Source organism: Pseudomonas cichorii, from assembly GCF_003700275.1.
Classification (GTDB): domain Bacteria; phylum Pseudomonadota; class Gammaproteobacteria; order Pseudomonadales; family Pseudomonadaceae; genus Aquipseudomonas; species Aquipseudomonas cichorii_B.
This window is the reverse complement of sequence record NZ_RBRE01000026.1, coordinates 1-24,111: the sequence shown is the minus strand read 5'-3', so window position 1 is coordinate 24,111 and position 24,111 is coordinate 1. Positions and strand designations below refer to the sequence as shown.

Here is a 24,111-nt window from a genome sequence, read left to right as displayed (position 1 = left end):
ATGGATAAGTCGAATGTTGTCACCTTGACGGTGGGCAACATGGATTATGGCGGCTGGAAATCAGTGTCCATTTCTGCCGGTATCGAGCGCCAGGCCCGCAGTTTCAATGTGAGCATTACCTGGCAGTGGCCAGGGCAGAGCACTTCGCGACCTATCAGTCAGGGGGAACGGTGTGAGGTTCGCATCGGGGGCGAGTTGATTCTCAGCGGTTGGGTCTTTGCTACACCGATCAGCTATGACGGCAAGCAGATCACTCTGACTATTTCCGGACGATCTCTGACGGCTGACTTGATTGATTGTGCCGCGCTCAACAAGCCGGTCCAATGGAAAAAGCAAAGTGTCCTGAGCATCGTCAAGGCGCTTGCAGGTCCTTATGGCGTGGGTGTCGTGAGCGAAATTGCTGAAACCGGCAAGATCTCCGACCACACCCTTGAGCCTGCCGAGACGGTATTCAAGTCAATTGATCGACTCTTGACGCTGTTTCGCATTTTCTCCACGGACGATGAAAAAGGCCGTCTGGTGTTGGCCATGCCAGGCAGCCAGGGACGGGCAGTGGATCGCCTGGAAGTGGGGCAGAACATTCTTTCGGCCACGGCACCGCTCGATTTTTCCGGTGTTTTTTCCGAGTACCGGGTGATCGGGCAACGCAGTGGCAACGATCAGACGTTCGCCAAGGATGCCAGCGAAGTATCGGCACTGGCAGTCGATGGCAGGATCAAGCGCAAGCGTGTCCTGATCATTCATGAGTCGGCGCCTGTCACTCCCGAACTGGCCCAGAGTCGTGCCAATTGGGAGCGCGTCAATCGCATGGGCAAGGCACAGGTCACCACCTACAAGGTGCAGGGCTGGCGGCAGTCCAATGGCGATCTCTGGCGGCACAACATGCTGGTGCGAGTCGTGGATCCAGTGGTCGGTTTCGACCAGGACATGTTGATCTCGGAAATCGCCTACACGCTCAACGAGCAAGGCACCGTGACCACGCTGGTTGTCGGTCCGCCTGAAACGTTCGATGCCGAACCCAACGATCCGAACAGGAAGGCGGGCAGCAAAGATACCGCCGCTGCAAAACCCGCCGACAAGGAAAAACCCTAATGAGCATACTCAATCGCATGCTGGTGCGTGGCACGGTGGTGCTCGCCAGGGCCACCAGCAAGATGCAGGCCCTGCAGATGCGCCTGACCGCAGGTGAAATCAAGGATGACATGGAGCACTTCGAGCCTTATGGCTTTACCAGCAATCCGCTGGCCGGCGCCGAAGGCATTGCTGCCTTCATCGGCGGTGATCGCTCCCATGGATTGCTGCTGGTGGTCGCTGATCGTCGTTATCGCCTCAAGGCTCTGGAGTCCGGTGAGGTAGCGATCTATACCGACGAGGGCGACAAGATTCACCTCAAGCGCAGCAAGGTCATCGACATCGAAACCAACACCCTGAACGTCAGGGCTGCGGTGGCGGTGAATTTTGAAACGCCACAGATCACCCAGACCGGGAAGATTATTTCCCAGGGTGATCAGGTGGCTGGCGGCATCAGCCAGATCAGCCATACACACGGCGGTGTACAAGGTGGCAACGGTCAGAGCGGTCCGCCCGTGGGAGGTGCCTGATGGTTATTGCAGGCTCTCTCGAAGCTTCGTTGCTGCGCTCGGTCATCATCAGTCTCTTCACCTGGCGTCGAGCCGGGCCTGACGATCAGGTGGACGATGACGAGCGTTATGGCTGGTGGGGCGACACCTATCCGGCAGTGACGGATGACCGTATCGGCTCCCGTCTGTGGCTGTTGCGCCGGGTGAAACTCACCGCCCAGACGCAGCGCGATGCCGAGTTCTACGCTCGCGAAGCGCTCGTCTGGCTGATTGAAGACGGCCATGTGCAGGACATCGAAATCCTTACCGAGCGGGTCCAGAACAACCGCTTGAATCTTGGCGTCGTGCTGGTCGTTTCGAGCGGCCAGACCGTGCGCTTCAACCCATCCGAACAGTGGCAGGTGATCTATGCCGTTTGAAACTCCTACGTTGCCTGAGCTGATTGGCCGGACCCAGGTAGATCTGGCCGACGAAGCGCTCCGCCAATCCGATGCTCAAGTGTTATCCCGCGCCCATAGTGGCGCGGCCTATGGGCTCTACGGCTATCAGAGCTGGATTGCCGACCAGATCCTGCCCGACACGGCCGATGAAGAAACCCTGCAGCGCCAGGCCACGCTTCGCTTGCGGCAACCGCGTAATGCCGCGCAACCGGCCAGCGGTTCGGTGCGTTTCACGGCGGCAGCCGGTGCGGTGCTGGATGCCGATACCGTGTTGCAGTTCAGTGATGGCCGCTCCTACCGCGTCACTCAGGGAGTGACCACGCTTGCCGGTAATAACGTGACAACGGTCGAAGCCGTGGATGCGGGCATTCTGGGTAACGCCGATGCCGGTCTGGTAATGACTGCGGTTCAGCCCATTGAAGGGATCGACAGCAGCTTCACGGTTTTGGCAGGTGGTCTGACTGGTGGCACGGCGCTGGAAAGTATCGAGTCGCTGCGCGCCCGTGTTGTGCGTTCCTACCGTGTCATCCCCCATGGCGGTAATCAGGATGATTACGTGACCTGGGCTCTGGAAGTGCCTGGCATTACCCGTGCATGGTGTGTGCGGCGTTATATGGGGCCTGGGACTGTGGCGGTTTTTGTCATGCGCGACAATGACGCTACTCCGGTGCCGGATGCCGATGAACTCACGCAAGTGGCTGCCTATATCGAGCCGCTGCGCCCGGTGACGGCTGAGTTGTACGTGCTGGCCCCGATACAGAAGCGCGTCGTCTACACCATCAAGCTGATGCCGGATACTTCTGCCGTGCGTGCCGCCGTTCAGGCGCAACTGATGGACCTGCACAATCGCGAGGCCGGGCTTGGCGAGACACTGCTGCTGACTCATATCGCAGAAGCCATCAGCGGTGCGACGGGCGAAACCGATCATGTGCTGACCTCTCCCGTTGCCAATGTGCCAGCCAACGCCAATCAGTTGCTGGTATTCGGGGGGATCATATGGTCGTCCTGAGAACCGCCCGGCAATACGCCGATCAGCTACAAGCCCTGTTGCCCTCGGGACCTGCCTGGGATCCGGAGCGAGTCCCTGAGCTGCAGCAGGTGATCACCGGTTTGTCCGAGGAGTTTGCCCGCATCGATGGCCGGGCTTGCGCCCTGCTCAATGAGATGGACCCGGCCAGCGTCAGTGAGCTGGTGCCGGACTGGGAGCGGGTGATGAACCTGCCCGATCCATGCCTGGGCCTGAGCCCGTTGTTCGAGGACCGGCGTCTGTCGGTGCGCCAGCGGCTGGTTGCCGTAGGAGGGCAGAACCCGGCGTTCTACATCGACATTGCCATCAGCCAGGGCTATCCCAACCCCACTGTCACCGAACACCGAGCGCCCCGTATGGGGCGTTCTCGTTTTGGCAAGGCGCACTTCGGCACCTGGAACGCGCAATTCATGTGGACCCTGAACACCGGCGGGCGACGCAAGCTTGGTCGTCGTTTCGGTGCGAGCTACTGGGGCGAGCGCTTCGGCGTGAACCCGGGAACAGCTATCGAATGTTTGATCCGCCGCGCAGCACCTGCTCACACCGCTGAGTTCATTAATTTCAACTGAGGAGTAATACCGTGGACTACCCAAAAAGCGTCCCCAGCGTCGGGCTGGTGAATGGAAAGTTTGTTGATGAAAACACTGTTTCCGGTGCACCGGGATCATTGATTTCAGCTAGTTGGGGGAATGCGGTAACCGATGAGTTGCTGGCGGTTATCCGCGCTGCCCAGATCAACCCGAAAGAGGAAGATCTGGACCAGTTGCTGGAAGCCATCCGCTACATCATCCAGAACGATGCGTATACCAAGGGCCGTGTTTACAACAAGGAAGAAATTGATGCCTTGTTGAAACTCAGTAATGGGGTGCCCGTGGGCATGATGGCTGCGTTTCCAAAGGCAGCCGTTCCGCCCGGGTTTCTTGAAGTCGATGGCAGTTTGCTGAGTATCGACGCCTATCCCGATCTGGCTGCTTATCTGGGGACTTGGTACAACCAGGCAGGTGATCCGGCGGGTTACTTCCGTCTGCCTGAGTCGCGTGGTGAGTTTTTGCGTGGCTGGGACCATGGTCGGGGTGTTGATGCCGGACGAGGAGTTGGAGCTTTTCAAGATCAATTGCTGGGAGCCCATGTCCACAAGGAAACGGGTTTTGTCGATAACGTCGGAGCAGGCTCCGGTGCCAGTTCTGTGACAGGAGCAACGGCCTCTCCGGGTACATTTTTTGGCAAAGTTTACGGTGGCGCGTCTTCGACAACTGCGAAGGCTTATGTGGAAACATCGCCTGACTCGCTCGGCGGGTCTATTGCAGGTTTATTCTCCGGGAGCGCAGGTGGTAAGGAAACACGTCCGCGAAACATTGCGGTCATGTGGTGCATCAAGGCCTGGAATGAGCCGATCAATCAGGGAAATATCGATGTGGCTGCACTCGCAGCACTCGTTGTGCAGGCCTCTGAAGTTAATCGGGGATTGAGCCGATTGGCCAATCAAACCGAAGTCAATGCCGGTGTGGATGATGCAACAGTCGTTACACCCAAAAAAATGCGTTTTGGTTTCGCAATGAGTTTCACTGCTGCCAGTGGTTATGTCCTTTTTCCGACATGGCTGGGCGGTTTACTTATTCAGTATGGCCGGGCGACTTTGGCAGGTGACACCTTTGCGACGCTAACCTGGCCGCTGGCTTGGCCTGATGCGTGTTACGCCATTTCCGGAGCGGCACACTCTTCCGCGGCACGGGTTAATGATGGTGTTTCTGCGCAGTATAGAAACCTTACCAAAACCAGCGTGATTCTTGATCGACAAGATATTGTTGAGCTTTCCGCAGGAACCCGGGATTTATTCGTCATCGGTATAGGAAAATAATCATGACTATTTTGTATTGCGCCGAAACGGGTGGTTTCTATTTGTCCGGAATGCAGCCGGAAGGAAAAGACTGCAAAAAAATTACCGATGCGCAGCATGTTGAACTTCGTGCTGCGAATGCGGCCGGAAAGATTATCGCTGCGGATGCAGAGGGGCTCCCTGTTGCAATTGATCCGCCGGGCTTGAGCCCCGAGCAACTGCAGACCAAGGAGCGGGTCTGGCGGGATCGGGCCCTTATGGCTGCCTCTGGTGTAAGAGACCGTCATAGAGATCAGTTGGAGTTGAATCTGTCGACAACGCTGGGAACTGAGCAATTTACCGAGCTTCTGACTTATATCCAATCCTTGCGCGACTGGCCGCAGACTCCAGAGTTTCCCGATATTCTGTTTCGTCCTGTAGCGCCCGTCTGGTTCAAAGCCAATTGAGCTTGGCAATGATCGATATCGTGGGTCATGTAGAAGCCTATGGTTGCCGTTGATACTGATGGCCCCATTGATGTCGATCATTCTTGCAGGGGCAGCATAGCTCCATAACATCAGGCAGATTCTCTATTAATTGCCTGTTACGAAACACCAATCACATCGCAGCGAATGTTGTAAGCCATACCTTGTGGAGGACAGCTTTGTTTTGGTTCTTGCTATAAGTAATTTCGCAGGTAGATAAGGCTCTTGGCGATAACTCAGCGAGAGACGATGGGAATAGTCCACTCTGTCGGATGCGCTGGGTGATTCAGTCGAAAGAACAATATTACATGAGCGATGGAGAGGTCATCGAATTGCTTCACTAAGCAATAGCGACGCATTGCGGCGTTTTAATTAACCAAGTTAGGAGTTGAATATGGACTATCCAAAAAGTGTACCCGGTATTGGGTTGATGAATGGAAAGTTTGTCGATGAAGATGCTGTAAAGGGAACTCCTGGTTCCCTGATTCCTGCCAGTTGGGGGAATGCGGTAACCGATGAGGTGCTGGCGGTCATCCGCGCGGCCCAGATCAACCCGAAAGAGGACGATCTGGACCAGTTGCTGGAAGCCATCCGCTATATCGTCCAGAACGATGCGTATACCAGGGCGCGTGTTTACAACAAGGAAGAAATGGATGCCTTGTTGGGCAAACACAATGTGGTACCCATTGGCATGATGGTGCCTTTTCCAAAGGCAGCTGTTCCGCCTGGATATCTTGAAGTTGATGGCAGTCTGCAGAGTATTGCTGCCTATCCTCAACTGGCTGCCTATCTGGGGACCTGGTACAACCAGACCGGTGATCCGGCGGGTTACTTCCGTCTTCCCGAGTCGCGTGGCGAGTTTTTGCGTGGCTGGGATCATGGTCGGGGTGTTGATGAAGGTCGAGTGTTGGGTGGTTTTCAAACTGACGCTTTCAAGGCGCATAGCCACACGCAAACCGCAGACAATACCAGGGGGATATCCAGCATCGCCGTAGGAACAACCGCTGGTTCGGGGCAGTACGCGGTCACCAATGGTGGTGATGTGGTCGGTACTGCAGGAGGCACAGAAACCCGTCCGCGAAACATTGCGGTCATGTGGTGCATAAAAGCCTGGGATGTCCCGACCAATCAGGGAAATATCGATATCGCTGCAGTTGCAGCACTCGTCGTGCAGGCCACGGAAGTTAATCGGGGATTGAGCAGGTTGGCCACTCAGGCCGAGGTCAATGCCGGGTTGGATGATGTGACAGTCGTTACTCCCAGAAAAATTCGCAAGGGCTTCGCTATCAGCCTTGCACAGAATGGTTACATCGCTTTGCCCAGTTGGCTCGGAGGGCTGATTCTGCAATGGGGGCATACAACTGTAGCGGGATTTGACATCACGCATACCACAAGTTTCCCCCTGCGATTTCCTACAGAGTGTTTGTGTGCAATCGCGCAATCCAGTAATCCGACTTCAAACGGTTATATCGACTCTGGACCCCAGGTTGTCAGCTTTTCCTCCACGAATCTTTCCTGCTATATCCAGAACTATGTGGGTGGTGTAGAGCCACCTCACGGGTTCTATTGGTTTGGCGTGGGTTACTAAAAATCAAGGAAATATCATGCAACGTTTTTACAGTTCCACTACTGGTTGTACCTATCTGCCACAGGTCCATGGTGACCAGATCCCTGAGGATGCCGTGCAGATATCCGAAGAAATTTACACGTCTGTAATCGCCAATCCACCCGTGGGTAAGGTGCGTTCGCACGACGCTTCTGGTTTGCCGGTTCTGGTCGATCCGGTGCAGGTTATTCCGACTGCCGAGGAGCTGTGCGAGCAGATCGACTCCGTGCAGTTGGTCAGTGCACTCGAAGCCCTGCGGGCTCTGGAATACAGCCTTGCGTCATCGGAGGCTCAGGCCTTCAAGGTTGCCGGGTATCCCGTTGACGACGTTCCCCGTGCTGTGGCGGCCTATGTCATCAATGGCCGAACGCCGCAGGAGGCGGCTGATCTCATTCTGCAAGCATCGGCGGATAGCGCTGACATGGTTTACCGGATTCGCGAAGTGCGTCTCGCGGCAAAGGAACGGGTGCGTACCCTCGTTGCTGCTGGCGAACATGACCAGGCGAAGGCGGTTGTCATCGAGGCCATTGATCAGATCAAGGGACTGGCGACAGGAAGCTGATCAGGCACAGTAACAGCTTCCAGTCGGGGGCGTTTTTGCATGGAGAAAACCTGTGATAACTCAACCACAGCTACAACAAATCCTCCCCAACGCCGGCCCTAAAGCCGGCGTTTTTGTTTCCGCGCTCAACACGGCCATGACTCGCTACAGCATCGTCACTCGCTTGCAGATTGCGGCCTTCATCGCGCAGATCGGCCACGAGTCCGGTCAGTTGCGTTATGTCCGTGAGCTGGGAAGTGACGATTACCTGAAGCGTTATGACACAGGCCAACTGGCCCTGCGCCTGGGTAATACCCCCGAAGACGATGACGATGGACCGTTCTATCGTGGACGGGGGCTTATTCAGGTCACAGGGCGGGCGAACTATGGGGCGTGCGGGGAAGCGCTGGGGCTGGATCTGCTCAATCATCCCGAGTTGCTTGAGCTGCCGGAGCATGCCGCGATGTCGGCAGGCTGGTTCTGGGATCGGGCACGGCTCAACGCCTTGGCCGATCAAGGAAACTTCCTGTTGATCACCAAACGCATCAATGGTGGGACCAATGGTCTTGCCGAGCGTGAAGCCTTGTATGTGCGTGCCTTGCAGGTGTTGTCATGACGGCTCTGGATCTGCGCGCTGTGCTCCTGGCTCTGCTGTTCGGTCTGGGGCTTGGCGCCTGGGCTGCATGGCAATGGCAGGCGCGCAGCTACGGCCAGCAATTGGCCGAGCAGTCCGAGATCCATCAGCGCGAGCGTGAACTGGCGTCCAGGGCAGTCATCGCCTGGCAGGAAAACCAACAGAAACTGCGGCGGGACATGGAGGCCCGCCTGCACAGCAACGATGCAACTCACTACAAGGAATTGAGCGATGCACAGAAGCTACAGGCTCATTTGCGTAGCCGTCTGGCTACTTCTGATCTGCGGCTGTCAGTCCTCCTCGCCACTCCCGCCAGTGGCCGTGGAGAGTCAGCCGTTGCCACCTCCGGCAGCGTGGTTCATGGAGCCACGCGAGCCGAACTTGACCCGGCGGCTGCTCAACGAATTGTCGCCATCACCGACGACGGCGACCAGGGACTGATTGCCCTGAAGGCCTGTCAGGTCTATGTCCAGGAAATCTCCCGCTAAACTCCCCCCATCTCCCTCCCCAAAACCGTGTAGGAGCGGATTCATCCGCGATAAGGCAGCCAGGTTTTAGCCTGCCAGACACATTCTCGAATGAATTCGCTACCTACCGCTCCTTATCTATCCAGACACTGATCTGCCGCGTAAAAGGTCATCTGATCGGATACGTGGCCCGCTTTCCCCGGCACAATCATATTGCGCCGTGTGATTCGGTAAGTTAATGTCCCGAAACGTATAGATGAGACTCCTCCCGTGACGATTGTCAGCAAACTCTTGATGCGCGTTATCAAGGCCCACGCCCGTTGGCGTTGGCGCGCCTGACTATTTCCTTTCCGGCCAGCCCGGACCTGTACCTGTATGCCTTCAACCCTTTGATGTATGCCACCTGGTCATGTGTTGTGCCGTGACCGGCGCTGGATACGCAAGCGGGTGCCGAATCTGAAGGCTTGAATAAAGTCAGTAAATTCAAAAGGTTGATAGCAACATGCTGCTGATGATCGATAACTACGACTCCTTTACCTATAACGTCGTGCAGTACCTCGGTGAGCTGGGTGCCGACGTTAAAGTGATTCGTAACGACGAACTGACCATTGCTCAGATCGAAGCCTTGAACCCGGATCGCATCGTCGTTTCCCCTGGTCCTTGCACGCCCAACGAAGCCGGCGTCTCGCTGGAAGTGATCGCTCACTTCGCGGGCAAACTGCCGATTCTGGGTGTCTGCCTGGGCCATCAGTCGATTGGTCAGGCGTTTGGTGGCGATGTAGTGCGCGCCCGTCAGGTCATGCACGGCAAGACCAGCCCGGTGATCCATGAAGACCTGGGTGTATTCAATGGCCTGAACCATCCGCTGGTGGTGACTCGTTACCACTCGCTGGTGGTCAAGCTCGATACGCTGCCCGATTGCCTTGAAGTCACGGCCTGGACCGCGCTGGAAGACGGTTCGGTCGACGAGATCATGGGCCTGCGCCACAAGACCCTGAATATTGAAGGGGTGCAATTTCACCCCGAGTCGATCCTGACCGAACAGGGACATGAGCTGTTCGCCAACTTCCTCAAGCAGACCGGCGGCAGCCGTCAGGGTTAAGGACTTTTTATGAGTACACCAATGAATATCAAGGCTGCGCTTAACCGCGTCGTCAATCATCTCGATCTGAGCACGGACGAGATGCGCGATGTCATGCGTGAAATCATGACCGGCCAATGCACCGAAGCGCAGATCGGCGCTTTCCTGATGGGCATGCGCATGAAAAGCGAGAGTATCGACGAAATCGTCGGTGCGGTTTCGGTCATGCGCGAACTGGCCAACAAGGTTGAACTGCAGTCGCTGGACAAGGTTGTCGACATCGTCGGCACCGGTGGCGATGGTGCGAATATCTTCAATGTTTCCACGGCCTCGGCCTTCGTGATTTCGGCGGCGGGCTGCACGGTCGCCAAACACGGTAACCGAGCGGTGTCGGGCAAGAGCGGCAGTGCCGACCTGCTGGAAGCTGCGGGCGTGTACCTGAACCTTGATCCGGTCCAGGTTGCGCGCTGCATCGACAGCGTAGGCATCGGTTTCATGTTTGCCCAGTCCCATCACAGCGCCATGAAACATGCTGCCGGTCCAAGGCGCGATCTGGGGCTGCGTACCCTGTTCAATATGCTCGGCCCGCTTACGAATCCGGCTGGCGTCCGTCATCAGGTGGTGGGTGTGTTCAGCCAGGCGCTGTGTCGCCCACTGGCTGAAGTCCTGTCGCGCCTGGGCAGCAAGCATGTGCTGGTCGTGCACTCCCAGGATGGCCTGGATGAATTCAGCCTGGCGGCCCCGACCTTTGTCGCCGAACTGAAAAACGGCGAAATCACTGAATACTGGGTGCAACCTGAAGATCTGGGCATGAAAAGCCAGAGCCTGTACGGCCTGGTAGTCGAAAGCCCGGCGGCCTCGCTTGAGCTGATTCGTGACGCGCTGGGGCGTCGCAAGACCGAGAATGGCCAGAAAGCTGCCGAGATGATTGTGCTGAATGCCGGTGCAGCCCTCTATGCTGCTGATCATGCCTCCAGCCTCAAGGAAGGCGTAGAACTGGCACACGATTCCCTGCACACCGGCCTGGCCCGGGAAAAGCTGGACGAATTGGGTGCTTTCACCGCGGTATTCAAGCAGGAGAACGAAGGATGAGCGTGCCAACCGTACTGGAAAAAATTCTCGCCCGTAAAGCCGAGGAAGTGGCTGCTCGTCGTGCCATCGTTACCCTGGCAGAGCTGGAGCGGCAGGCGGCTGTGGCCGATGCGCCTCGCGGTTTTGCCAAGGCCTTGATCGAACAGGCCAAACTCAAACACCCGGCGGTCATCGCCGAGATCAAGAAAGCATCGCCGAGCAAAGGCGTGATCCGCGAAGACTTCAAGCCAGCCGAAATCGCCCAGAGCTATCAGGCTGGGGGCGCAACCTGCCTGTCGGTGCTGACCGATATCGACTTCTTCCAGGGCGCCGATGCCTACCTGCAGGAAGCGCGGGCTGCCTGCAAGTTGCCGGTGATTCGCAAGGACTTCATGATCGATCCGTATCAGGTGATCGAAGCCCGTGCTCTCGGCGCCGACTGCATCCTGCTGATCGTGGCGGCGCTGGATGACGTGAAAATGGCCGAGCTGGCGGCGGTTGCCAAGGGTGTTGGCCTGGACGTGCTGGTCGAGGTCCACGATGGCGATGAGCTGGAGCGCGCCCTGAAGACCCTCGATACGCCGCTGGTGGGGGTCAACAACCGCAACCTGCATACTTTCGAGGTCAGCCTGGAAACCACGCTGGACCTGCTGCCGCGTATTCCTCGCGATCGTCTGGTCATCACCGAGAGCGGCATTCTAAACCGTGCCGATGTCGAGTTGATGGAAATCAGCGATGTGTATTCATTCCTGGTCGGTGAGGCGTTCATGCGTGCCGAGCAACCGGGCGCAGAGTTGCAACGTCTGTTCTTCCCGGAGCGTAGCGTGCCGGTCAGTGGCTCGGCTCTGGATTGAGTCGTAGCGCATGACGGTAGTCGACATCGGCATCGAGAAAGGCCTGCAGGCCGAGCAGGACCTGCTGGCGTCCGTATGCGCCGGTGACGCGGAGCATGGGCTGCTGTTCTGGCGGCCCAATGATCGGGCGCTGGTCATGCCGCGCCGGATGAGCCGCTTGCCGGGCTTTGCCGAAGCCAGTGCAGTGCTGGCTGACAGTGGCTGGCCTGTGCTGCTGCGCGAAACCGGTGGTGAGCCGGTGCCGCAGTCGTGCGCAACCGTCAACATTGCCCTGGTTTACGCCCAACCTGGTACTGACTCCGACCGCGACAGAATAGAAACGGCCTACCGGCGTTTGTGTCAGCCGCTTCTCGACCTGTTGACCGGGCTGGGCGGCCACGCCTCATTGGGTGAAGTGGAGGGCGCCTTCTGCGACGGACGCTTCAACGTCAACCTCGATGGCCGCAAGATGGTCGGCACTGCCCAGCGCTGGCGACAGAGCCAGGGTGGATCACGGCCGGTGGTCTTGGCTCATGGCGCATTGCTGCTGGATAACGAGCGCCAGCAGATGGTGGCTGCGGTTAACCGGTTCAACGAACTGTGTGGGCTTGAGTCACGTGTGCGTGCGCAAAGCCATATTGCCCTGCATGAAGCCTTTCCCGAACATCCCGATGTACTTGAGCGCCTGAACCAGTCTTATCGGCAAATGCTGATCCGGCTCTGAGCAACACGGTCGTTCAACGGGTGCCGAACACCACCATGGTCTTGCCTTTGACGTCGACCAGTTGCTGTTCTTCCAGGGCCTTGAGCACGCGCCCGACCATTTCTCGCGAACAGCCCACGATGCGGCCTATTTCCTGACGGGTTACCTTGATTTGCATGCCGTCGGGATGGGTCATTGCATCGGGTTGTCGACACAGGTCCAGCAGCGTGCGGGCCACTCGTCCGGTGACGTCGAGAAACGCCAGATCGCCGACCTTGCGCGTGGTGTTGCGTAACCGCTCGGCCATCTGGGCGCCCAGGGCGTAGAGGATTTCCGGCTCCTGTTGCGCCAGCTCGCGGAACTTGCAGTAGGATATTTCAGCCACTTCGCATTCGGTCTTGGCGCGCACCCATGCGCTGCGCACGCTTTCACGACCTTCCGGCTCGAACAGTCCCAGTTCGCCGAAGAAATCTCCGCTGTTGAGATAAGCGACGATCATTTCCCGGCCTTCGTCGTCTTCAATCAGGATCGTCACCGAACCCTTGAGGATGATGAACAGCGACTCGGACTTCTCGCCAGCGCAGATGATATTGCTCTTGGCAGCGCAACGACGGCGCTGTGCATGGGGAAGCAGTTTTTCGAGACTCTTTATCTTGGGTGTCACGGTGATTGCGAGCATGGTGTATTCCGAAAAAGACCCTTCGCCATATGGCACTTTTATAGGTATCGGCTGCACTGGCATTCTCGCCAGCTTTTCGACGAGGGTTTGCCGTCATTTAAGAACTTTCCTACACAATGTCCGCAAAAGGCATTTCTGCTGAGCGTTCCAGTGAAATCCCGGGCCTGTGCTAAGCTGGCGACCCTTTTTTAGCAGTGGAGTCTGGCGATGAAAGCACGCATCCAATGGGCTGGCGAAGCCATGTTCCTCGGCGAGTCCGGTAGCGGTCATGTCGTGGTGATGGACGGCCCGCCTGAAAGCGGTGGTCGCAACCTGGGTGTCCGGCCCATGGAGATGGTGTTGATCGGTCTGGGCGGCTGCAGCAACTTCGACGTGGTCAGCATTCTCAAGAAGTCCCGTCAGCCGGTCGAAAGCTGCGAAGCCTTCCTTGAGGCCGAGCGCGCAAACGAAGATCCCAAGGTCTTTACAAAGATCCACCTGCACTTCGTCGTCAAGGGCCGCGGCCTGAAGGAAGCCCAGGTCAAGCGTGCCATCGAGCTGTCGGCCGAGAAGTACTGTTCTGCATCGATCATGCTGGGTAATGCCGGCGTAGAGATCACTCACGACTACGAAATAGTCGAGCTGGGCTGAGTCATCGACATCCAACGATCATAAAAACGGCGCACACTCTGGCAGATGGCTTCTTACGTCTGCATAATGCGCGACTTTTTCAGGCGCCGCGTGCATGGGTTTTCTGCCGCAGCGCCAGAACAGACAACCAAAATCGCCAACGCGAAGAGGTGTTAACCGTCCTACGCAGCTGAGCGCCGCTCATCTGACGGGCATGCTTGATCACGCGGCCGGCGCCGCATATATATAGAGAGTTTTTAACGGTGAAAAGCAAACTCAAGCTCCACGGGTTCAATAACCTGACAAAGACCTTGAGCTTCAATATCTATGACATCTGCTATGCGGAAACTCCGCAGGACCAGCAGGCCTACGTCGAATACATCAACAGTGTGTATGACGCCGAACGCCTGACGCGGATTCTGACCGATGTTGTCGATATCATTGGTGCCAATATCCTGAACATCGCTCGTCAGGATTACGATCCTCAGGGTGCCAGTGTGACCATTCTGATCTCCGAGCAGCCGGTAACGCCTACCGAAAGCCAGATCGAAGAGTCGCCAGGTCCGCTGCCGGAAACCATTCTGGCCCACCTGGACAAGAGCCACATCACGGTTCACACCTATCCGGAAATTCATCCGGTCGATGGCATCGCGACTTTCCGCGTGGACATCGATGTGTCGACCTGTGGCGTGATTTCACCGCTTAAAGCGCTGAACTACCTGATTCACAAGTTCGAGTCCGATATCGTGACCGTCGACTATCGCGTACGCGGCTTCACACGTGACGTCGAAGGCAAGAAACACTTCATCGATCACGAGATCAACTCGATCCAGAACTATCTCTCCGAAGACACGCGCAACGGTTACCAGATGACCGACGTCAACGTGTACCAGGAGAACCTGTTCCACACCAAAATGCTGCTCAAGGAGTTTGAACTGGATAACTACCTGTTCGGCGACGCGACCAGCAACCTCTCCGCTGAACAGCGTGAAGAGGTCACCGCCAAGGTGAAGCACGAAATGCTGGAAATCTTCTACGGCCGTAACGTGACCGTCTGACTCCAGTACAAACAAGAAAGGCGCCGATCAAGGCGCCTTTTTTGTGCGTGCATGCTTTTTGAGCGATCAGACCCGGTAAGTGCTCTTGGTCATGACCTTGGCCAGAATGCTCATGCCGAACTTGACCGGGGCAGGGAAGCGAAAGCCGCCTGCTTCCAGCGCCGTTTCGGCGTGCTGTTCTTCGTCCATGCGCATCTGCTCCAGAATCGCCCGGGACTTTTCATCCTCGGCCGGTAACTGCTCCAGATGTTCGTTCAGGTGTTTGCAGACCTGATCTTCGGTCGCGGCTACAAACCCCAGGCTGACCCTGTCGCTGATCAGGCCGGCAGCGGCGCCGATGCCGAAGGACAAGCCATAGAACAGCGGATTGAGCACGCTGGTATGACTGCCCAACTGATGAATGCGTTGTTCGCACCAGACCAGATGATCGATTTCTTCCTCGGCGGCATGTTCCATGGCCTTGCGTATCTTTGGCAGCCTGGCGGTCAGGGCCTGGCCCTGATACAACGCCTGTGCACAGACTTCGCCGGTATGGTTGATGCGCATCAGACCGGCCACATGCCGGGTATCGACATCATTCATCTTGTGCTCGGGGCGCAGGATGGCGGGGGATGGCCGATGAGAGTGTCCGCTGGAAGGCAGCAACGTGCGCATCGCGCTGTCGGCCTGCAGCAGCAGACGATCAAGGGGAGAGTAGTGACGTTCGGTAGCCATGGGCACCTCCGGATAGGTCCATGCTGGCCAGTTTACCCCAATCAGAGCGGTCCGGCTTGAGCTGGATCATCCTGTCAGGGCCAGCAAATGGGCCATTTAATGGCATCGACAGGATGCAAGCCATTGAAAAACCGGCTCAGCCCGGCGGCCAGTTCATCTGACGCTGACCCAGAACATGCATGTGAATGTGATAGACGGTCTGTCCACCAAGTTCATTGCAGTTCATGACCACCCGGAAACCCTCTTCGCAGCCCAGCTCCCTTGCCAGACGCTGGGCCGTGAAAAGAATGTGGCCCGCCAGACCCTTGTCTTCTTCGGTCAGGTCATTGAGGGTACGGATGGGTTTTTTCGGAATGACCAGAAAATGTACGGGCGCCTGAGGGGCGATATCGTGGAAGGCCAGTACCTGATCGTCTTCATAGATGATCCTGGCCGGTATTTCCCGGTTGATGATCTTGGTAAACAAAGTCTCCACAGCCGTTTGCTCCTTTTGGGGTGGATGGGTCAAAGCTTGAAGCAATGAGTTCGTGTTTGCCGGGCAATAACTATTTATTACTCAGCGTGGGCAGCAGGACTTATTGATAAAGCCGCTGATTTGCCGAACCAGCCAGCGCGAACCGAGCCGCGGGCCGAACGCCCATAATCTGTTTCGTAGCCTAGGGATGATAACAGCCTTGTTTTTTGCCAGCGCACGCACTGTATACAATGCCACCTCTTCGGGGGTCATCATCTTTTCGTCGTTCACCTTGAGCTGGGCAGTGCGAAAGAACGGCGTACGGGTTGGTCCAGGGCAGAGCACCGAAACCTTTACACCGTTTTTCTTCACCTCTTCGCGTAATCCTTCGGAAAAATGCAGTACGTAGGCTTTGCTCGCGTAATAAGTGCTCATCCAGGGGCCCGGCTGGAAAGCTGCAACCGAAGCTACGTTGAGAATCTGGCCGCCGCCCTGCAGCGCCATCAGGTTACCAACGGTGTGGCACAGGCGGGTGAGGGCAAGGATGTTCAGGTCGATCAGGTCCTGCTCGGCAGCCCACTCCTGGGCCAGAAACGGGCCGCAGGTCCCGATGCCGGCACTGTTGACCAGCAGGTCGATCTGATGCGCGCCATCTTCCAGTTCCAGCAGAAAGCCTGACAGACGCAGCGGTTCGCCCAGGTCGCAGGCACGAAACAGCACTTCCACGCCAAAACGCTGGGTCAGTTCGATGGCGATACTTTCCAGGCGATCGCGATGGCGGGCGACCAGCAGCAGATTGTGCCCGCGACGTGCCAGGGCTTCGGCCATGGCCAGGCCAATACCGCTGGAAGCGCCTGTGATCAGGGCGTAACGGGTCATGCATTTCTCCATTGAGCGTGTTGCTGCCAGCTTTCTTTGAGCTGTGTTGTGAGCAACGTATTACGTGATGTCCTGGTTAAAACATTTTACCGGGAGTCGGTGCGGCGGGCTGAGCCTCATTGCTGTCGGAATCATCGTCGTAGGGCAGGGATTGTTCGTATTCGCTGGCCGTGGTTTCGAGTTCTCTTTTCAAGACCTCGACACCGCTGTTGAGCATGATCGTGACGAACAGCGCAAGCAAGACAAGCCCGAGACCGACCAGCACCTTTACTGCGCGCGAGTTCGGCGGCGGTGGCGCGCCGTATTTGTTGGGCCCTGTGTTGCCCGGTATCAGCAGCATCAGGAACGGAAAGATACCGCCTATGAAGGGCGCGAGATTAAGCAGCAGAAGCCATCCGGACCAGCCTGCATCGTGAAGGCGCTGTGTGCCAATCTGCACGCTGACGATAACAAATGCTGCGAAGGCTATCGTGCTCAACAGCCCGCCGCCAACCAGTGACACGCTCAGGACGGCAAAGCAGATGCTTGTTGCCGCCAGGCTGGCGGCTATCAATGCCAGGCTCCAGGCCAGATAACGCAAGCGACCGATACGGCCCTGAATGCTGAATATCCGCAGCGTTGAATACCTGGGCAGGTCGCTTGTGACATCTGCCTTGGGTGGCGCATAGGGTGAGGACGCCTGAGCGTGTTCGACAGGGGCGCGATCAGGACGCGGCTGGTCGATCTCGTCCAGGCTCAGGCTGATCTCCGGATCGGGCTCGATGTGTGCTTCGACGCCTGCATCGTTGAGCGCCTGGATATATCGCTGGGCTTCTGTGTGAGACAGCCCGCGCTTGAGTGATACAGGATTGCCGTTGAACAGTCGCTCGACGGCCGGCGGTTCGCTCTTGAACAGCCGGGCCAGATTGAGTTTTGCGGTTTCCAGCTCAACGCCGGTGCGTAACTGCCCTTCAAACATGATCTTGAAGTGGGTATCGGCCATGAAGGGCTTTCCTTGTCTCGATATAAAAAGCGTAGTGCCTTGCCATCAATGCTGGGGTGGCTACCGGCACCGGTATGACCACCCCGGATTGATTAGAACGGTTTGACCACCACCAGAATGACGATAGCCAGCAGTATTACTACAGGGACTTCATTGAACCAGCGATAAAAAACATGGCTGCGACCTTTTTCTCCGCGGGCAAAGCGTTTGACCTGCGCGCCGCACATATGGTGATAGCCGATCAACAGTACGACCAGGGTCAGCTTTGCATGCATCCAGCCCTGGCTGAAATATCCGGACGGGCTGAAGCTGATCAGCCAGCCGCCGAAAATCAGGGTGGCGATCATGGCCGGTCCCATTATGGCCCGATACAGCTTGCGCTCCATCACACAGAAGCGCTCCCTGCTGGCAGCGTCTTCACTCATCGAGTGGTAGACGAACAGCCTTGGTAGATAGAAAAGACCTGCAAACCAGCAGACCATCGAAACGATGTGAAGCGCTTTGACCCATAAAAAGAGCATTTTTAGTTATTCCCAGGTTCACGGTGACCGAATAGTAGTGGCTTGAGCCTCCATACGTCACGTTGTCGGTTGTCGCAGAGGCGATAGGCTCATATCATCGACGGCTTTCCAGTTGTTTCGTTGAGGGCAGGTTATGGTCAAGGTCGGTATCGTCGGCGGCACGGGTTACACCGGAGTCGAGCTGCTGCGTCTGTTGGCACAGCATCCGCAAGCAGAAGTGGTGGTGATTACCTCTCGCTCGGAGGCCGGGCTTGCAGTCGCCGACATGTACCCGAACCTGCGAGGCCACTACGACGGCCTGGCCTTCAGCGTGCCGGACGTCAAGACGCTGGGCGCCTGTGATGTGGTGTTCTTCGCCACGCCCCACGGTGTCGCTCACGCTCTGGCCGGCGAGCTGCTGGCTGCTGGCACCAAGGTCATCGACCTGTCGGCTGACTTCCGTCTTCAGGATCCGGTCGAGTGGGCCAAATGGTACGGCCAGCCTCATGGCGCGCCGGAGCTGCTCAAGGATGCGGTATACGGCTTGCCTGAAGTCAATCGCGAGCAAATCAGGAATGCACGCCTGATTGCCGTGCCGGGTTGCTACCCGACCGCAACCCAATTGGGTTTCCTGCCGTTGCTGGAAGCCGGGCTTGCGGATAACTCGCGTCTGATTGCCGACTGCAAGTCGGGTGTCAGTGGCGCTGGTCGCGGCCTGAGCCTCGGTTCGCTGTACTCTGAGGCCAACGAAAGCTTCAAGGCTTACGCCGTCAAGGGGCATCGTCACCTGCCGGAAATCAGCCAGGGACTGCGTCGTGCTGCCGGTGGCGATGTCGGCCTGACCTTCGTGCCGCACCTGACCCCGATGATTCGCGGTATTCACTCCACCCTGTACGCGACAGTTGTCGACAAATCGGTGGACCTGCAGGCGCTGTTCGAGAAACGTTACGCCGATGAGCCTTTCGTCGATGTCATGCCAGCCGGCAGCCATCCGGAAACTCGCAGTGTGCGCGGTGCGAATGTCTGCCGGATTGCGGTGCATCGTCCTCAGGGCGGTGATCTGGTTGTCGTGCTTTCGGTTATCGACAATCTGGTCAAGGGCGCGTCGGGTCAGGCAGTACAGAACATGAACATTCTGTTCGGCCTGGACGAGCGTTCGGGCCTGTCGCATGCCGGTATGATGCCTTAAGTAAGGTAGCTACAAGCTACAAGCTATTTTCGGCTTGTAGCTTGACCGCTTGCCGCTACTCATCACATCAATAGTTGACCGGTTTTCTAGGAGAAGCGGATAATGTCCGTCATTACGCATTATGACGGCTTAACGCCGGGAGAACTCTGACATGAGCGTCGAATCCTTTACTCCCACGGCTCTGGAATTCACACCGGGAGCCGCGCACAAGGTGAAAACCCTGGTCGATGAAGAGGGCAATGACCGCCTCAAGCTGCGCGTTTTCGTGACTGGCGGTGGTTGTTCCGGTTTCCAGTATGGCTTCACCTTCGATGAAGATGTGGCCGATGACGACACCATCGTCGAGCGCGAAGGCGTCAGCCTGGTTGTCGATCCGATGAGCTTCCAGTACCTGGCTGGTGCTGAAGTGGATTATCAGGAAGGGCTGGAAGGTTCGCGTTTCGTGATCAAGAACCCGAATGCTTCCACGACCTGTGGCTGTGGCTCTTCGTTCTCGATCTGATCCATGCCTTGCTACACATGAAAACGCCGCGTATTTGAGCGGCGTTTTTCATTCTGCTTTCGATCAGGCCGGGTAGATGGCACCCAGTACCCGAAGCCCGCGAGCGCCGGTCACGGTTGGTCGGTTGGCCGGTACGCTTTCCAGACAGCAATGTGCCAGCCAGGCAAACGCCATGGCTTCGACCCAGTCCGGATCGACACCGAACTTTGCCGTGCTGCTGACTTTCGTCTCCGGCAACAGCGCTGCCAGTCGGTTCATCAGCGCGACGTTATGTGCGCCACCGCCACATACCAGCAGTTCGGTTGTGCTCGATTGAGCCGATTGCAGAGACTCGGTGATGGTCAGTGCAGTCAATTCAAGCAGGGTCGCCTGTACGTTTTCCGGCGCGACTGTCGGCAACTGGAACAGATGATGATGCAGCCATCCGAGGTTGAAGACTTCACGTCCGGTGCTCTTCGGTCCTTTGGTCAGGAAGAACTGATCGCTCAGCAGGCTTTTGAGCAGTGCCGGATCGACCTGGCCGCTGGCAGCCCATGCACCATCCTTGTCAAAGCTCTGGCTGCGCTGCGATTGTATCCAGGCATCCAGCAGGACATTTCCCGGCCCGCAGTCGAAGCCGGAGACCGGACGGTCGGACTCTATGATGCTCAGGTTGCTGAAACCACCGATGTTCAGCACGGCGCGACGATCCTTGTTGTCGTCGAACAGGGCTTCGTGGAAGGCTGGCACCAAGGGCGCACCCTGACCGCCAGCGGCGATATCGCGACGGCGGAAATCACTGACTACGGTGATTTCAGTCAGCTCTGCAAGCAGAGCAGGGTTGCCGATCTGAATGCTGAAGCCGCGTCCCGGCTCATGGCGAATGGTCTGGCCATGGCTGCCGATGGCCCGTATCTGGCCGGCAACCATGTTCTGTTCTTCCAGCAGGGTCATGATGCCCTGTGCGACCAGCTTGACCCATTTCTGCTCGGTGACGGCGGCTCTTGCGAGTTCGTCCGGGCCGCTGGAACACAGCCCGAGCAGCTCGGCATACAGCTCTTCCGGCATCGGAATGTAATGAGTCGCCAGTAATCTTGGACGATCATCCTGCTCCAATAGGGCGATATCTATCCCATCGAGGCTGCTGCCGGACATCACACCTATATAGAAGAAGGCCATGGATTACCTTTTATTGGAGGCCAGCGTGGTGGCCTTTTCCTGGTCCATACGCGCCATCAACGGTTGGCTTTGCTGAATGAACCGCTGTTTTTCGGATTTGGCGATCGGATCCGCCATTGGAAGTTTCTGACCGAGCGGATCGACGTGCACGCCATTGACCTGGAATTCATAGTGCAAGTGCGGGCCAGTCGACAGACCGGTTGTTCCAATATAGCCGATCACTTGACCTTGCTTGACGGTTCCGCCGGTTTGTACGCCTTTGGCGAAGCCTTGCATGTGTCCGTAAAGCGTACGGTAAGTCTCGCCATGCTGAATGATGACGGTATTGCCGTATCCACCACGACGCCCGGCCAGAAGTACCTTGCCATCACCGGTCGCCTTGATCGGCGTACCGCGTGGTGCTGCGTAGTCGACGCCTTTGTGAGCGCGGATCTTGTTCAGGATGGGGTGTTTGCGGCCCATGGAGAACATCGAGCTGATACGGGCGAAGTCGACCGGCGTGCGGATGAAAGCCTTGCGCATGCTGTTGCCGTCAGCGGTGTAGTAATTGGTATTGCCTTGCTTGTTGGTGTACCGGACAGCGGTGTAGGTCTTGCCGCGGTTGGTGAAGCGCGCAGACAGGATGTTGCCGGTGCCTACGGTTTTGCCATTGATCACTTTCTGCTCGTAAACCACATCGAATTCGTCGCCCTTGCGAATGTCCTGGGCGAAGTCGATGTCGTAGCCAAAGATATTGGCCATATCCATCGTCATGCTGTGGGACAGGCCGGCGCGTTGTGCCGACAACGAAAGCGAGCTGTTGATGACCGCGTGAGCATAGGTTTCACGTACGGTTGGCTTGCTGATTTCGCGATTGAAGGTGAAGCCGCCATCGGTTTTCGAGAGGCTGATGGTTTCCAGTTCGCTGAGCTTGCTATGCAGTTGCTTGAGCTGACCGTCGGACGAAAGCTCGAACTGGAGAACCTGGCCGTTCTGCAGCTTACTGAACTGCTTGGCCTGTTTGTCGCTGGCCATGACCTCATGCACCGTCGTTGCGGGCAGGCCGACCTTTTCAAACAGCGTGGACAGGGTATCGCCCTTGGCTACCACGACTTCCCTGTGGTTCGGGCTCTTTATGTCTGTTGCCGGGGATTGCGGCGCAGAAGCGTTTTCCGTGGACTGATCTTCGCCGTTATCGATCTGGGCGAAAGGTGAAACAGTGTCTTCGGGTGTGGCTTGAGTGGCTTGCTGAGCGTCTTGATCTTGTGCGCTCTGATCAGCAGGCGCTTCCAGATCAAGAACCAGATTGGTTCGTTTTGCTTCTACTTCGCTGGAAGGAAATACCAGGAGAGCCAGGCTGAGCAAGGCGGCAATGCCGCTTGCAGCGAGCAGGTGACTCTTCGGATAAAGCGGGGGCGCTTTAGGCGGTGGTGTGTCGATCATAGGTAATTTGACTTTGAAAAAGGTGAAATGGAAAAGATGAATGACATGATGAAGATGAAATAACTGTATAAAATATAACCAAATCCAGCTCGAAGCAACCCTGCTTACGTATCGGTGACCGATTCGTGGCTGTGTGTCGGGCAAAAACTTGTAATTGGGCTCTGATCTTGTATGGTTGGTTCCCTTTAAATTGGGGGCTGATATGAAGTCGGTTGAAGAGCAGCTTGCGCTGATCAAGCGTGGTGCGGATGAACTCCTGGTCGAGGCCGAACTGGTCGCCAAACTCAAGCGCGGTCAGCCGCTGCGTATCAAGGCAGGGTTCGACCCTACTGCGCCCGACCTGCATCTGGGTCATACCGTCCTTATTAACAAGCTGCGCCAGTTCCAGGATCTGGGGCATCAGGTCATATTCCTGATTGGCGACTTCACCGGCATGATCGGTGACCCAAGCGGTAAAAGCGCGACTCGTCCCCCGCTGACGCGCGAACAGGTTCTGGATTACGCCGAGACTTACAAGGCTCAGGTTTTCAAGATCCTCGACCCGGCCAAGACCGAAGTGGCGTTCAACTCCACGTGGATGGACAAGCTCAGCCCTGCGGACTTCATTCGCTTGTCTTCGCAGTACACCGTTGCGCGGATGCTGGAGCGTGACGACTTCGACAAGCGCTACACGACCAATCAGCCGATCGCCATTCATGAGTTCCTGTATCCGCTGGTACAAGGCTATGACTCCGTTGCATTGCGTGCGGATGTCGAGCTTGGCGGTACTGACCAGAAGTTCAACCTGCTGATGGGGCGCGAGCTGCAGCGTGCCTATGGCCAGGAAGCGCAGTGCATTCTGACCATGCCTTTGCTGGAAGGTCTGGACGGCGTCAAGAAGATGTCCAAGTCGCTGGGTAACTATGTAGGTATTCAGGAAGCGCCGGGTGTCATCTATAACAAGCTGGTTTCCATCCCGGATGCCTTGATGTGGCGTTACTTTGAATTGTTGAGCTTCCGCTCCATGGAAGAGATCAGTGAATTCAAGGCTGCCTGTGAAGCCGGCGCGAACCCGCGCGACATCAAGATCAAGCTTGCCGAAGAGATCGTGGCCCGTTTCCATGGTGAAGAGGCTGCAGCGACTGCGCATCGTTCGGCGGGTAACCGTATGAAGGATGGCGAGCTGCCGGACGACTTGCCGGAGATTTCGGTAGGTGGCCCTGAAGATATGCCTATCGCAGCCGTCCTTAATAAGGCAGGTCTGGTGAAGAACTCTGCCGGTGCTCGTGATCTGCTGGCGTCTGGTGGTGTGCGTATAGATGGTGAGGTTGTTGATCGCACCTTTATATTCAAGCTGGGAGCGACTCATGTCTGCCAGGCGGGGAAGAAGGCTTTCGGGCGCATTACCCTCGTTTTGGAAGAAAGTTCAAATTAACGGTTGACGGGCGATTTAATCTCTCTATAATTCGCCCCACTTCCGGCGCAGACGGAACTGAAAAAGCCTTGTAGATCAATAGATTACAAGTGTTTAGCCAGGTCGGTCAGCGAAGAAGGCTTCGGTCGCGGTTGGATCGACAGCGGTAAGAGAAAGAGTTTGACACCGCCTCCGGGTGCTGTAGAATTCGCCTCCCGCTGAAGTTCAACGGTAAGTTGATCAAAGCGCAAGTGGTTGAAGTTGCAAGGGAAACTTTGAAAACTTCTG

At 56.9% G+C, this 24,111-nt stretch carries 29 protein-coding genes; 20 read left to right on the top strand and 9 right to left on the bottom strand.

The features are described from left to right. From ALQ04_RS06295 to ALQ04_RS06225, 15 genes are all read left to right on the top strand, one after another. The gene (locus ALQ04_RS06295) at positions 1-1,092 is read left to right on the top strand and encodes a phage baseplate assembly protein (protein ID WP_122314971.1); all 1,092 of its coding nucleotides are present in this window, start codon (positions 1-3) and stop codon (positions 1,090-1,092) included. Continuing rightward, positions 1,092-1,601, top strand: coding sequence for a phage baseplate assembly protein V (locus tag ALQ04_RS06290; RefSeq protein WP_122314970.1), 510 nt, complete (start codon positions 1,092-1,094; stop codon positions 1,599-1,601). The genes ALQ04_RS06295 and ALQ04_RS06290 overlap by 1 nt, the downstream gene beginning before the upstream one ends. Then, positions 1,601-1,999, top strand: coding sequence for a phage GP46 family protein (locus ALQ04_RS06285; RefSeq protein ID WP_122314969.1), 399 nt, complete (start codon positions 1,601-1,603; stop codon positions 1,997-1,999). The genes ALQ04_RS06290 and ALQ04_RS06285 overlap by 1 nt, the downstream gene beginning before the upstream one ends. Further along, the gene (locus ALQ04_RS06280) at positions 1,989-3,029 is read left to right on the top strand and encodes a baseplate J/gp47 family protein (RefSeq protein WP_122314968.1); all 1,041 of its coding nucleotides are present in this window, start codon (positions 1,989-1,991) and stop codon (positions 3,027-3,029) included. The genes ALQ04_RS06285 and ALQ04_RS06280 overlap by 11 nt, the downstream gene beginning before the upstream one ends. After that, complete coding sequence (locus ALQ04_RS06275) at positions 3,017-3,616, top strand: YmfQ family protein (RefSeq protein ID WP_122314967.1); 600 nt, start codon at positions 3,017-3,019, stop codon at positions 3,614-3,616. Before ALQ04_RS06280 ends, ALQ04_RS06275 begins: the two co-directional genes overlap by 13 nt. Positions 3,617-3,627: 11 nt before the next feature. Beyond that, entirely contained in the window at positions 3,628-4,905 is a 1,278-nt protein-coding gene (locus ALQ04_RS06270; RefSeq protein ID WP_122314966.1) for a phage tail protein, read from the top strand. A gap of 2 nt (positions 4,906-4,907) precedes the next feature. Further along, positions 4,908-5,330 (top strand): phage tail assembly chaperone, encoded by a 423-nt coding sequence (locus ALQ04_RS06265; RefSeq protein ID WP_122314965.1) that lies wholly within the window; start codon positions 4,908-4,910, stop codon positions 5,328-5,330. Positions 5,331-5,742: 412 nt separating this feature from the next. After that, positions 5,743-6,936, top strand: a complete 1,194-nt coding sequence (locus ALQ04_RS06260) for a phage tail protein (protein ID WP_122314964.1) — start codon at positions 5,743-5,745, stop codon at positions 6,934-6,936. A gap of 16 nt (positions 6,937-6,952) precedes the next feature. Then, entirely contained in the window at positions 6,953-7,516 is a 564-nt protein-coding gene (locus ALQ04_RS06255; protein ID WP_122314963.1) for a hypothetical protein, read from the top strand. Positions 7,517-7,568: 52 nt separating this feature from the next. Beyond that, complete coding sequence (locus ALQ04_RS06250) at positions 7,569-8,111, top strand: glycoside hydrolase family 19 protein (RefSeq protein WP_122314962.1); 543 nt, start codon at positions 7,569-7,571, stop codon at positions 8,109-8,111. Next, positions 8,108-8,617, top strand: a complete 510-nt coding sequence (locus ALQ04_RS06245) for a lysis system i-spanin subunit Rz (RefSeq protein WP_122314961.1) — start codon at positions 8,108-8,110, stop codon at positions 8,615-8,617. The genes ALQ04_RS06250 and ALQ04_RS06245 overlap by 4 nt, the downstream gene beginning before the upstream one ends. Before the next feature lie 481 nt (positions 8,618-9,098). Continuing rightward, on the top strand, positions 9,099-9,698 hold the full coding sequence (locus tag ALQ04_RS06240) for an aminodeoxychorismate/anthranilate synthase component II (protein ID WP_122314960.1): 600 nt from the start codon (positions 9,099-9,101) through the stop codon (positions 9,696-9,698). 21 nt (positions 9,699-9,719) lie between these two features. Beyond that, positions 9,720-10,769 (top strand): anthranilate phosphoribosyltransferase, encoded by a 1,050-nt coding sequence (trpD, locus tag ALQ04_RS06235; RefSeq protein WP_122314959.1) that lies wholly within the window; start codon positions 9,720-9,722, stop codon positions 10,767-10,769. Next, a complete protein-coding gene (gene trpC / locus ALQ04_RS06230; RefSeq protein ID WP_122314958.1) occupies positions 10,766-11,602 on the top strand; it encodes an indole-3-glycerol phosphate synthase TrpC in 837 nt (278 codons plus the stop codon). The genes trpD and trpC overlap by 4 nt, the downstream gene beginning before the upstream one ends. Positions 11,603-11,612: 10 nt before the next feature. Continuing rightward, positions 11,613-12,305 (top strand): lipoyl protein ligase domain-containing protein, encoded by a 693-nt coding sequence (locus ALQ04_RS06225; RefSeq protein ID WP_122314957.1) that lies wholly within the window; start codon positions 11,613-11,615, stop codon positions 12,303-12,305. Positions 12,306-12,318: 13 nt separating this feature from the next. Here ALQ04_RS06225 and crp read toward each other — a convergent pair whose 3' ends face one another. After that, positions 12,319-12,963: a cAMP-activated global transcriptional regulator CRP gene (gene crp, locus ALQ04_RS06220; protein WP_122314956.1), complete on the bottom strand. Its 645-nt coding sequence runs from the start codon at positions 12,961-12,963 to the stop codon at positions 12,319-12,321. Positions 12,964-13,170: 207 nt separating this feature from the next. Between crp and ALQ04_RS06215 the strand changes: the two genes are divergently transcribed. Then, a complete protein-coding gene (locus ALQ04_RS06215; protein ID WP_111758395.1) occupies positions 13,171-13,593 on the top strand; it encodes an OsmC family protein in 423 nt (140 codons plus the stop codon). Positions 13,594-13,835: 242 nt separating this feature from the next. Next, on the top strand, positions 13,836-14,630 hold the full coding sequence (gene speD, locus ALQ04_RS06210) for an adenosylmethionine decarboxylase (protein ID WP_122314955.1): 795 nt from the start codon (positions 13,836-13,838) through the stop codon (positions 14,628-14,630). A 66-nt stretch (positions 14,631-14,696) separates the two neighbouring features. On the opposite strand, the gene coq7 is transcribed toward speD, so the two are convergent. From coq7 to hemJ, 5 genes are all read right to left on the bottom strand, one after another. After that, the gene (coq7, locus tag ALQ04_RS06205) at positions 14,697-15,344 is read right to left on the bottom strand and encodes a 2-polyprenyl-3-methyl-6-methoxy-1,4-benzoquinone monooxygenase (RefSeq protein WP_122314954.1); all 648 of its coding nucleotides are present in this window, start codon (positions 15,342-15,344) and stop codon (positions 14,697-14,699) included. A gap of 136 nt (positions 15,345-15,480) precedes the next feature. Then, positions 15,481-15,819, bottom strand: coding sequence for a histidine triad nucleotide-binding protein (locus ALQ04_RS06200; protein WP_122314953.1), 339 nt, complete (start codon positions 15,817-15,819; stop codon positions 15,481-15,483). Positions 15,820-15,900: 81 nt separating this feature from the next. Then, entirely contained in the window at positions 15,901-16,677 is a 777-nt protein-coding gene (locus ALQ04_RS06195; RefSeq protein WP_122314952.1) for an SDR family oxidoreductase, read from the bottom strand. 76 nt (positions 16,678-16,753) lie between these two features. Next, entirely contained in the window at positions 16,754-17,659 is a 906-nt protein-coding gene (locus ALQ04_RS06190) for a DUF805 domain-containing protein (protein WP_122314951.1), read from the bottom strand. A gap of 92 nt (positions 17,660-17,751) precedes the next feature. Then, positions 17,752-18,180, bottom strand: a complete 429-nt coding sequence (gene hemJ / locus ALQ04_RS06185; RefSeq protein WP_122314950.1) for a protoporphyrinogen oxidase HemJ — start codon at positions 18,178-18,180, stop codon at positions 17,752-17,754. Positions 18,181-18,313: 133 nt separating this feature from the next. On the opposite strand from hemJ, the gene argC reads away from it, so the two are divergent. Both argC and erpA read left to right on the top strand, forming a co-directional pair. Further along, a complete protein-coding gene (argC, locus tag ALQ04_RS06180; protein ID WP_122314949.1) occupies positions 18,314-19,348 on the top strand; it encodes an N-acetyl-gamma-glutamyl-phosphate reductase in 1,035 nt (344 codons plus the stop codon). A 151-nt stretch (positions 19,349-19,499) separates the two neighbouring features. Further along, a complete protein-coding gene (erpA, locus tag ALQ04_RS06175) occupies positions 19,500-19,850 on the top strand; it encodes an iron-sulfur cluster insertion protein ErpA (protein WP_122314948.1) in 351 nt (116 codons plus the stop codon). Between the two features lie 63 nt (positions 19,851-19,913). Here erpA and ALQ04_RS06170 read toward each other — a convergent pair whose 3' ends face one another. Both ALQ04_RS06170 and ALQ04_RS06165 read right to left on the bottom strand, forming a co-directional pair. Next, positions 19,914-21,008, bottom strand: coding sequence for an anhydro-N-acetylmuramic acid kinase (locus ALQ04_RS06170; RefSeq protein WP_122314947.1), 1,095 nt, complete (start codon positions 21,006-21,008; stop codon positions 19,914-19,916). 3 nt (positions 21,009-21,011) lie between these two features. Beyond that, positions 21,012-22,430, bottom strand: coding sequence for a peptidoglycan DD-metalloendopeptidase family protein (locus ALQ04_RS06165; RefSeq protein ID WP_122314946.1), 1,419 nt, complete (start codon positions 22,428-22,430; stop codon positions 21,012-21,014). 202 nt (positions 22,431-22,632) lie between these two features. Here ALQ04_RS06165 and tyrS point away from each other — a divergent pair, with 202 nt between their 5' ends. Then, complete coding sequence (gene tyrS, locus ALQ04_RS06155) at positions 22,633-23,844, top strand: tyrosine--tRNA ligase (RefSeq protein ID WP_122314945.1); 1,212 nt, start codon at positions 22,633-22,635, stop codon at positions 23,842-23,844. Between the two features lie 83 nt (positions 23,845-23,927). On the opposite strand, the gene ALQ04_RS27020 is transcribed toward tyrS, so the two are convergent. Continuing rightward, on the bottom strand, positions 23,928-24,111 hold a 184-nt coding region (locus ALQ04_RS27020; protein WP_221033389.1), incomplete at its 5' end, for a hypothetical protein.

What these genes read in the sequence shown, in the direction of transcription:
- ALQ04_RS06295 (WP_122314971.1), top strand. Translation starts at nt 1, where the DNA reads ATGGATAAGTCGAATGTTGTCACCTTGACGGTGGGCAACATGGATTAT.
- ALQ04_RS06290 (WP_122314970.1), top strand. Translation starts at nt 1,092, where the DNA reads ATGAGCATACTCAATCGCATGCTGGTGCGTGGCACGGTGGTGCTCGCC.
- ALQ04_RS06285 (WP_122314969.1), top strand. Translation starts at nt 1,601, where the DNA reads ATGGTTATTGCAGGCTCTCTCGAAGCTTCGTTGCTGCGCTCGGTCATC.
- ALQ04_RS06280 (WP_122314968.1), top strand. Translation starts at nt 1,989, where the DNA reads ATGCCGTTTGAAACTCCTACGTTGCCTGAGCTGATTGGCCGGACCCAG.
- ALQ04_RS06275 (WP_122314967.1), top strand. Translation starts at nt 3,017, where the DNA reads ATGGTCGTCCTGAGAACCGCCCGGCAATACGCCGATCAGCTACAAGCC.
- ALQ04_RS06265 (WP_122314965.1), top strand. Translation starts at nt 4,908, where the DNA reads ATGACTATTTTGTATTGCGCCGAAACGGGTGGTTTCTATTTGTCCGGA.
- ALQ04_RS06260 (WP_122314964.1), top strand. Translation starts at nt 5,743, where the DNA reads ATGGACTATCCAAAAAGTGTACCCGGTATTGGGTTGATGAATGGAAAG.
- ALQ04_RS06255 (WP_122314963.1), top strand. Translation starts at nt 6,953, where the DNA reads ATGCAACGTTTTTACAGTTCCACTACTGGTTGTACCTATCTGCCACAG.
- ALQ04_RS06245 (WP_122314961.1), top strand. Translation starts at nt 8,108, where the DNA reads ATGACGGCTCTGGATCTGCGCGCTGTGCTCCTGGCTCTGCTGTTCGGT.
- ALQ04_RS06240 (WP_122314960.1), top strand. Translation starts at nt 9,099, where the DNA reads ATGCTGCTGATGATCGATAACTACGACTCCTTTACCTATAACGTCGTG.
- trpD (WP_122314959.1), top strand. Translation starts at nt 9,720, where the DNA reads ATGAATATCAAGGCTGCGCTTAACCGCGTCGTCAATCATCTCGATCTG.
- trpC (WP_122314958.1), top strand. Translation starts at nt 10,766, where the DNA reads ATGAGCGTGCCAACCGTACTGGAAAAAATTCTCGCCCGTAAAGCCGAG.
- ALQ04_RS06225 (WP_122314957.1), top strand. Translation starts at nt 11,613, where the DNA reads ATGACGGTAGTCGACATCGGCATCGAGAAAGGCCTGCAGGCCGAGCAG.
- crp (WP_122314956.1), bottom strand. Translation starts at nt 12,963, where the DNA reads ATGCTCGCAATCACCGTGACACCCAAGATAAAGAGTCTCGAAAAACTG.
- ALQ04_RS06215 (WP_111758395.1), top strand. Translation starts at nt 13,171, where the DNA reads ATGAAAGCACGCATCCAATGGGCTGGCGAAGCCATGTTCCTCGGCGAG.
- coq7 (WP_122314954.1), bottom strand. Translation starts at nt 15,344, where the DNA reads ATGGCTACCGAACGTCACTACTCTCCCCTTGATCGTCTGCTGCTGCAG.
- ALQ04_RS06195 (WP_122314952.1), bottom strand. Translation starts at nt 16,677, where the DNA reads ATGACCCGTTACGCCCTGATCACAGGCGCTTCCAGCGGTATTGGCCTG.
- ALQ04_RS06190 (WP_122314951.1), bottom strand. Translation starts at nt 17,659, where the DNA reads ATGGCCGATACCCACTTCAAGATCATGTTTGAAGGGCAGTTACGCACC.
- hemJ (WP_122314950.1), bottom strand. Translation starts at nt 18,180, where the DNA reads ATGCTCTTTTTATGGGTCAAAGCGCTTCACATCGTTTCGATGGTCTGC.
- argC (WP_122314949.1), top strand. Translation starts at nt 18,314, where the DNA reads ATGGTCAAGGTCGGTATCGTCGGCGGCACGGGTTACACCGGAGTCGAG.
- erpA (WP_122314948.1), top strand. Translation starts at nt 19,500, where the DNA reads ATGAGCGTCGAATCCTTTACTCCCACGGCTCTGGAATTCACACCGGGA.
- ALQ04_RS06170 (WP_122314947.1), bottom strand. Translation starts at nt 21,008, where the DNA reads ATGGCCTTCTTCTATATAGGTGTGATGTCCGGCAGCAGCCTCGATGGG.
- ALQ04_RS06165 (WP_122314946.1), bottom strand. Translation starts at nt 22,430, where the DNA reads ATGATCGACACACCACCGCCTAAAGCGCCCCCGCTTTATCCGAAGAGT.
- tyrS (WP_122314945.1), top strand. Translation starts at nt 22,633, where the DNA reads ATGAAGTCGGTTGAAGAGCAGCTTGCGCTGATCAAGCGTGGTGCGGAT.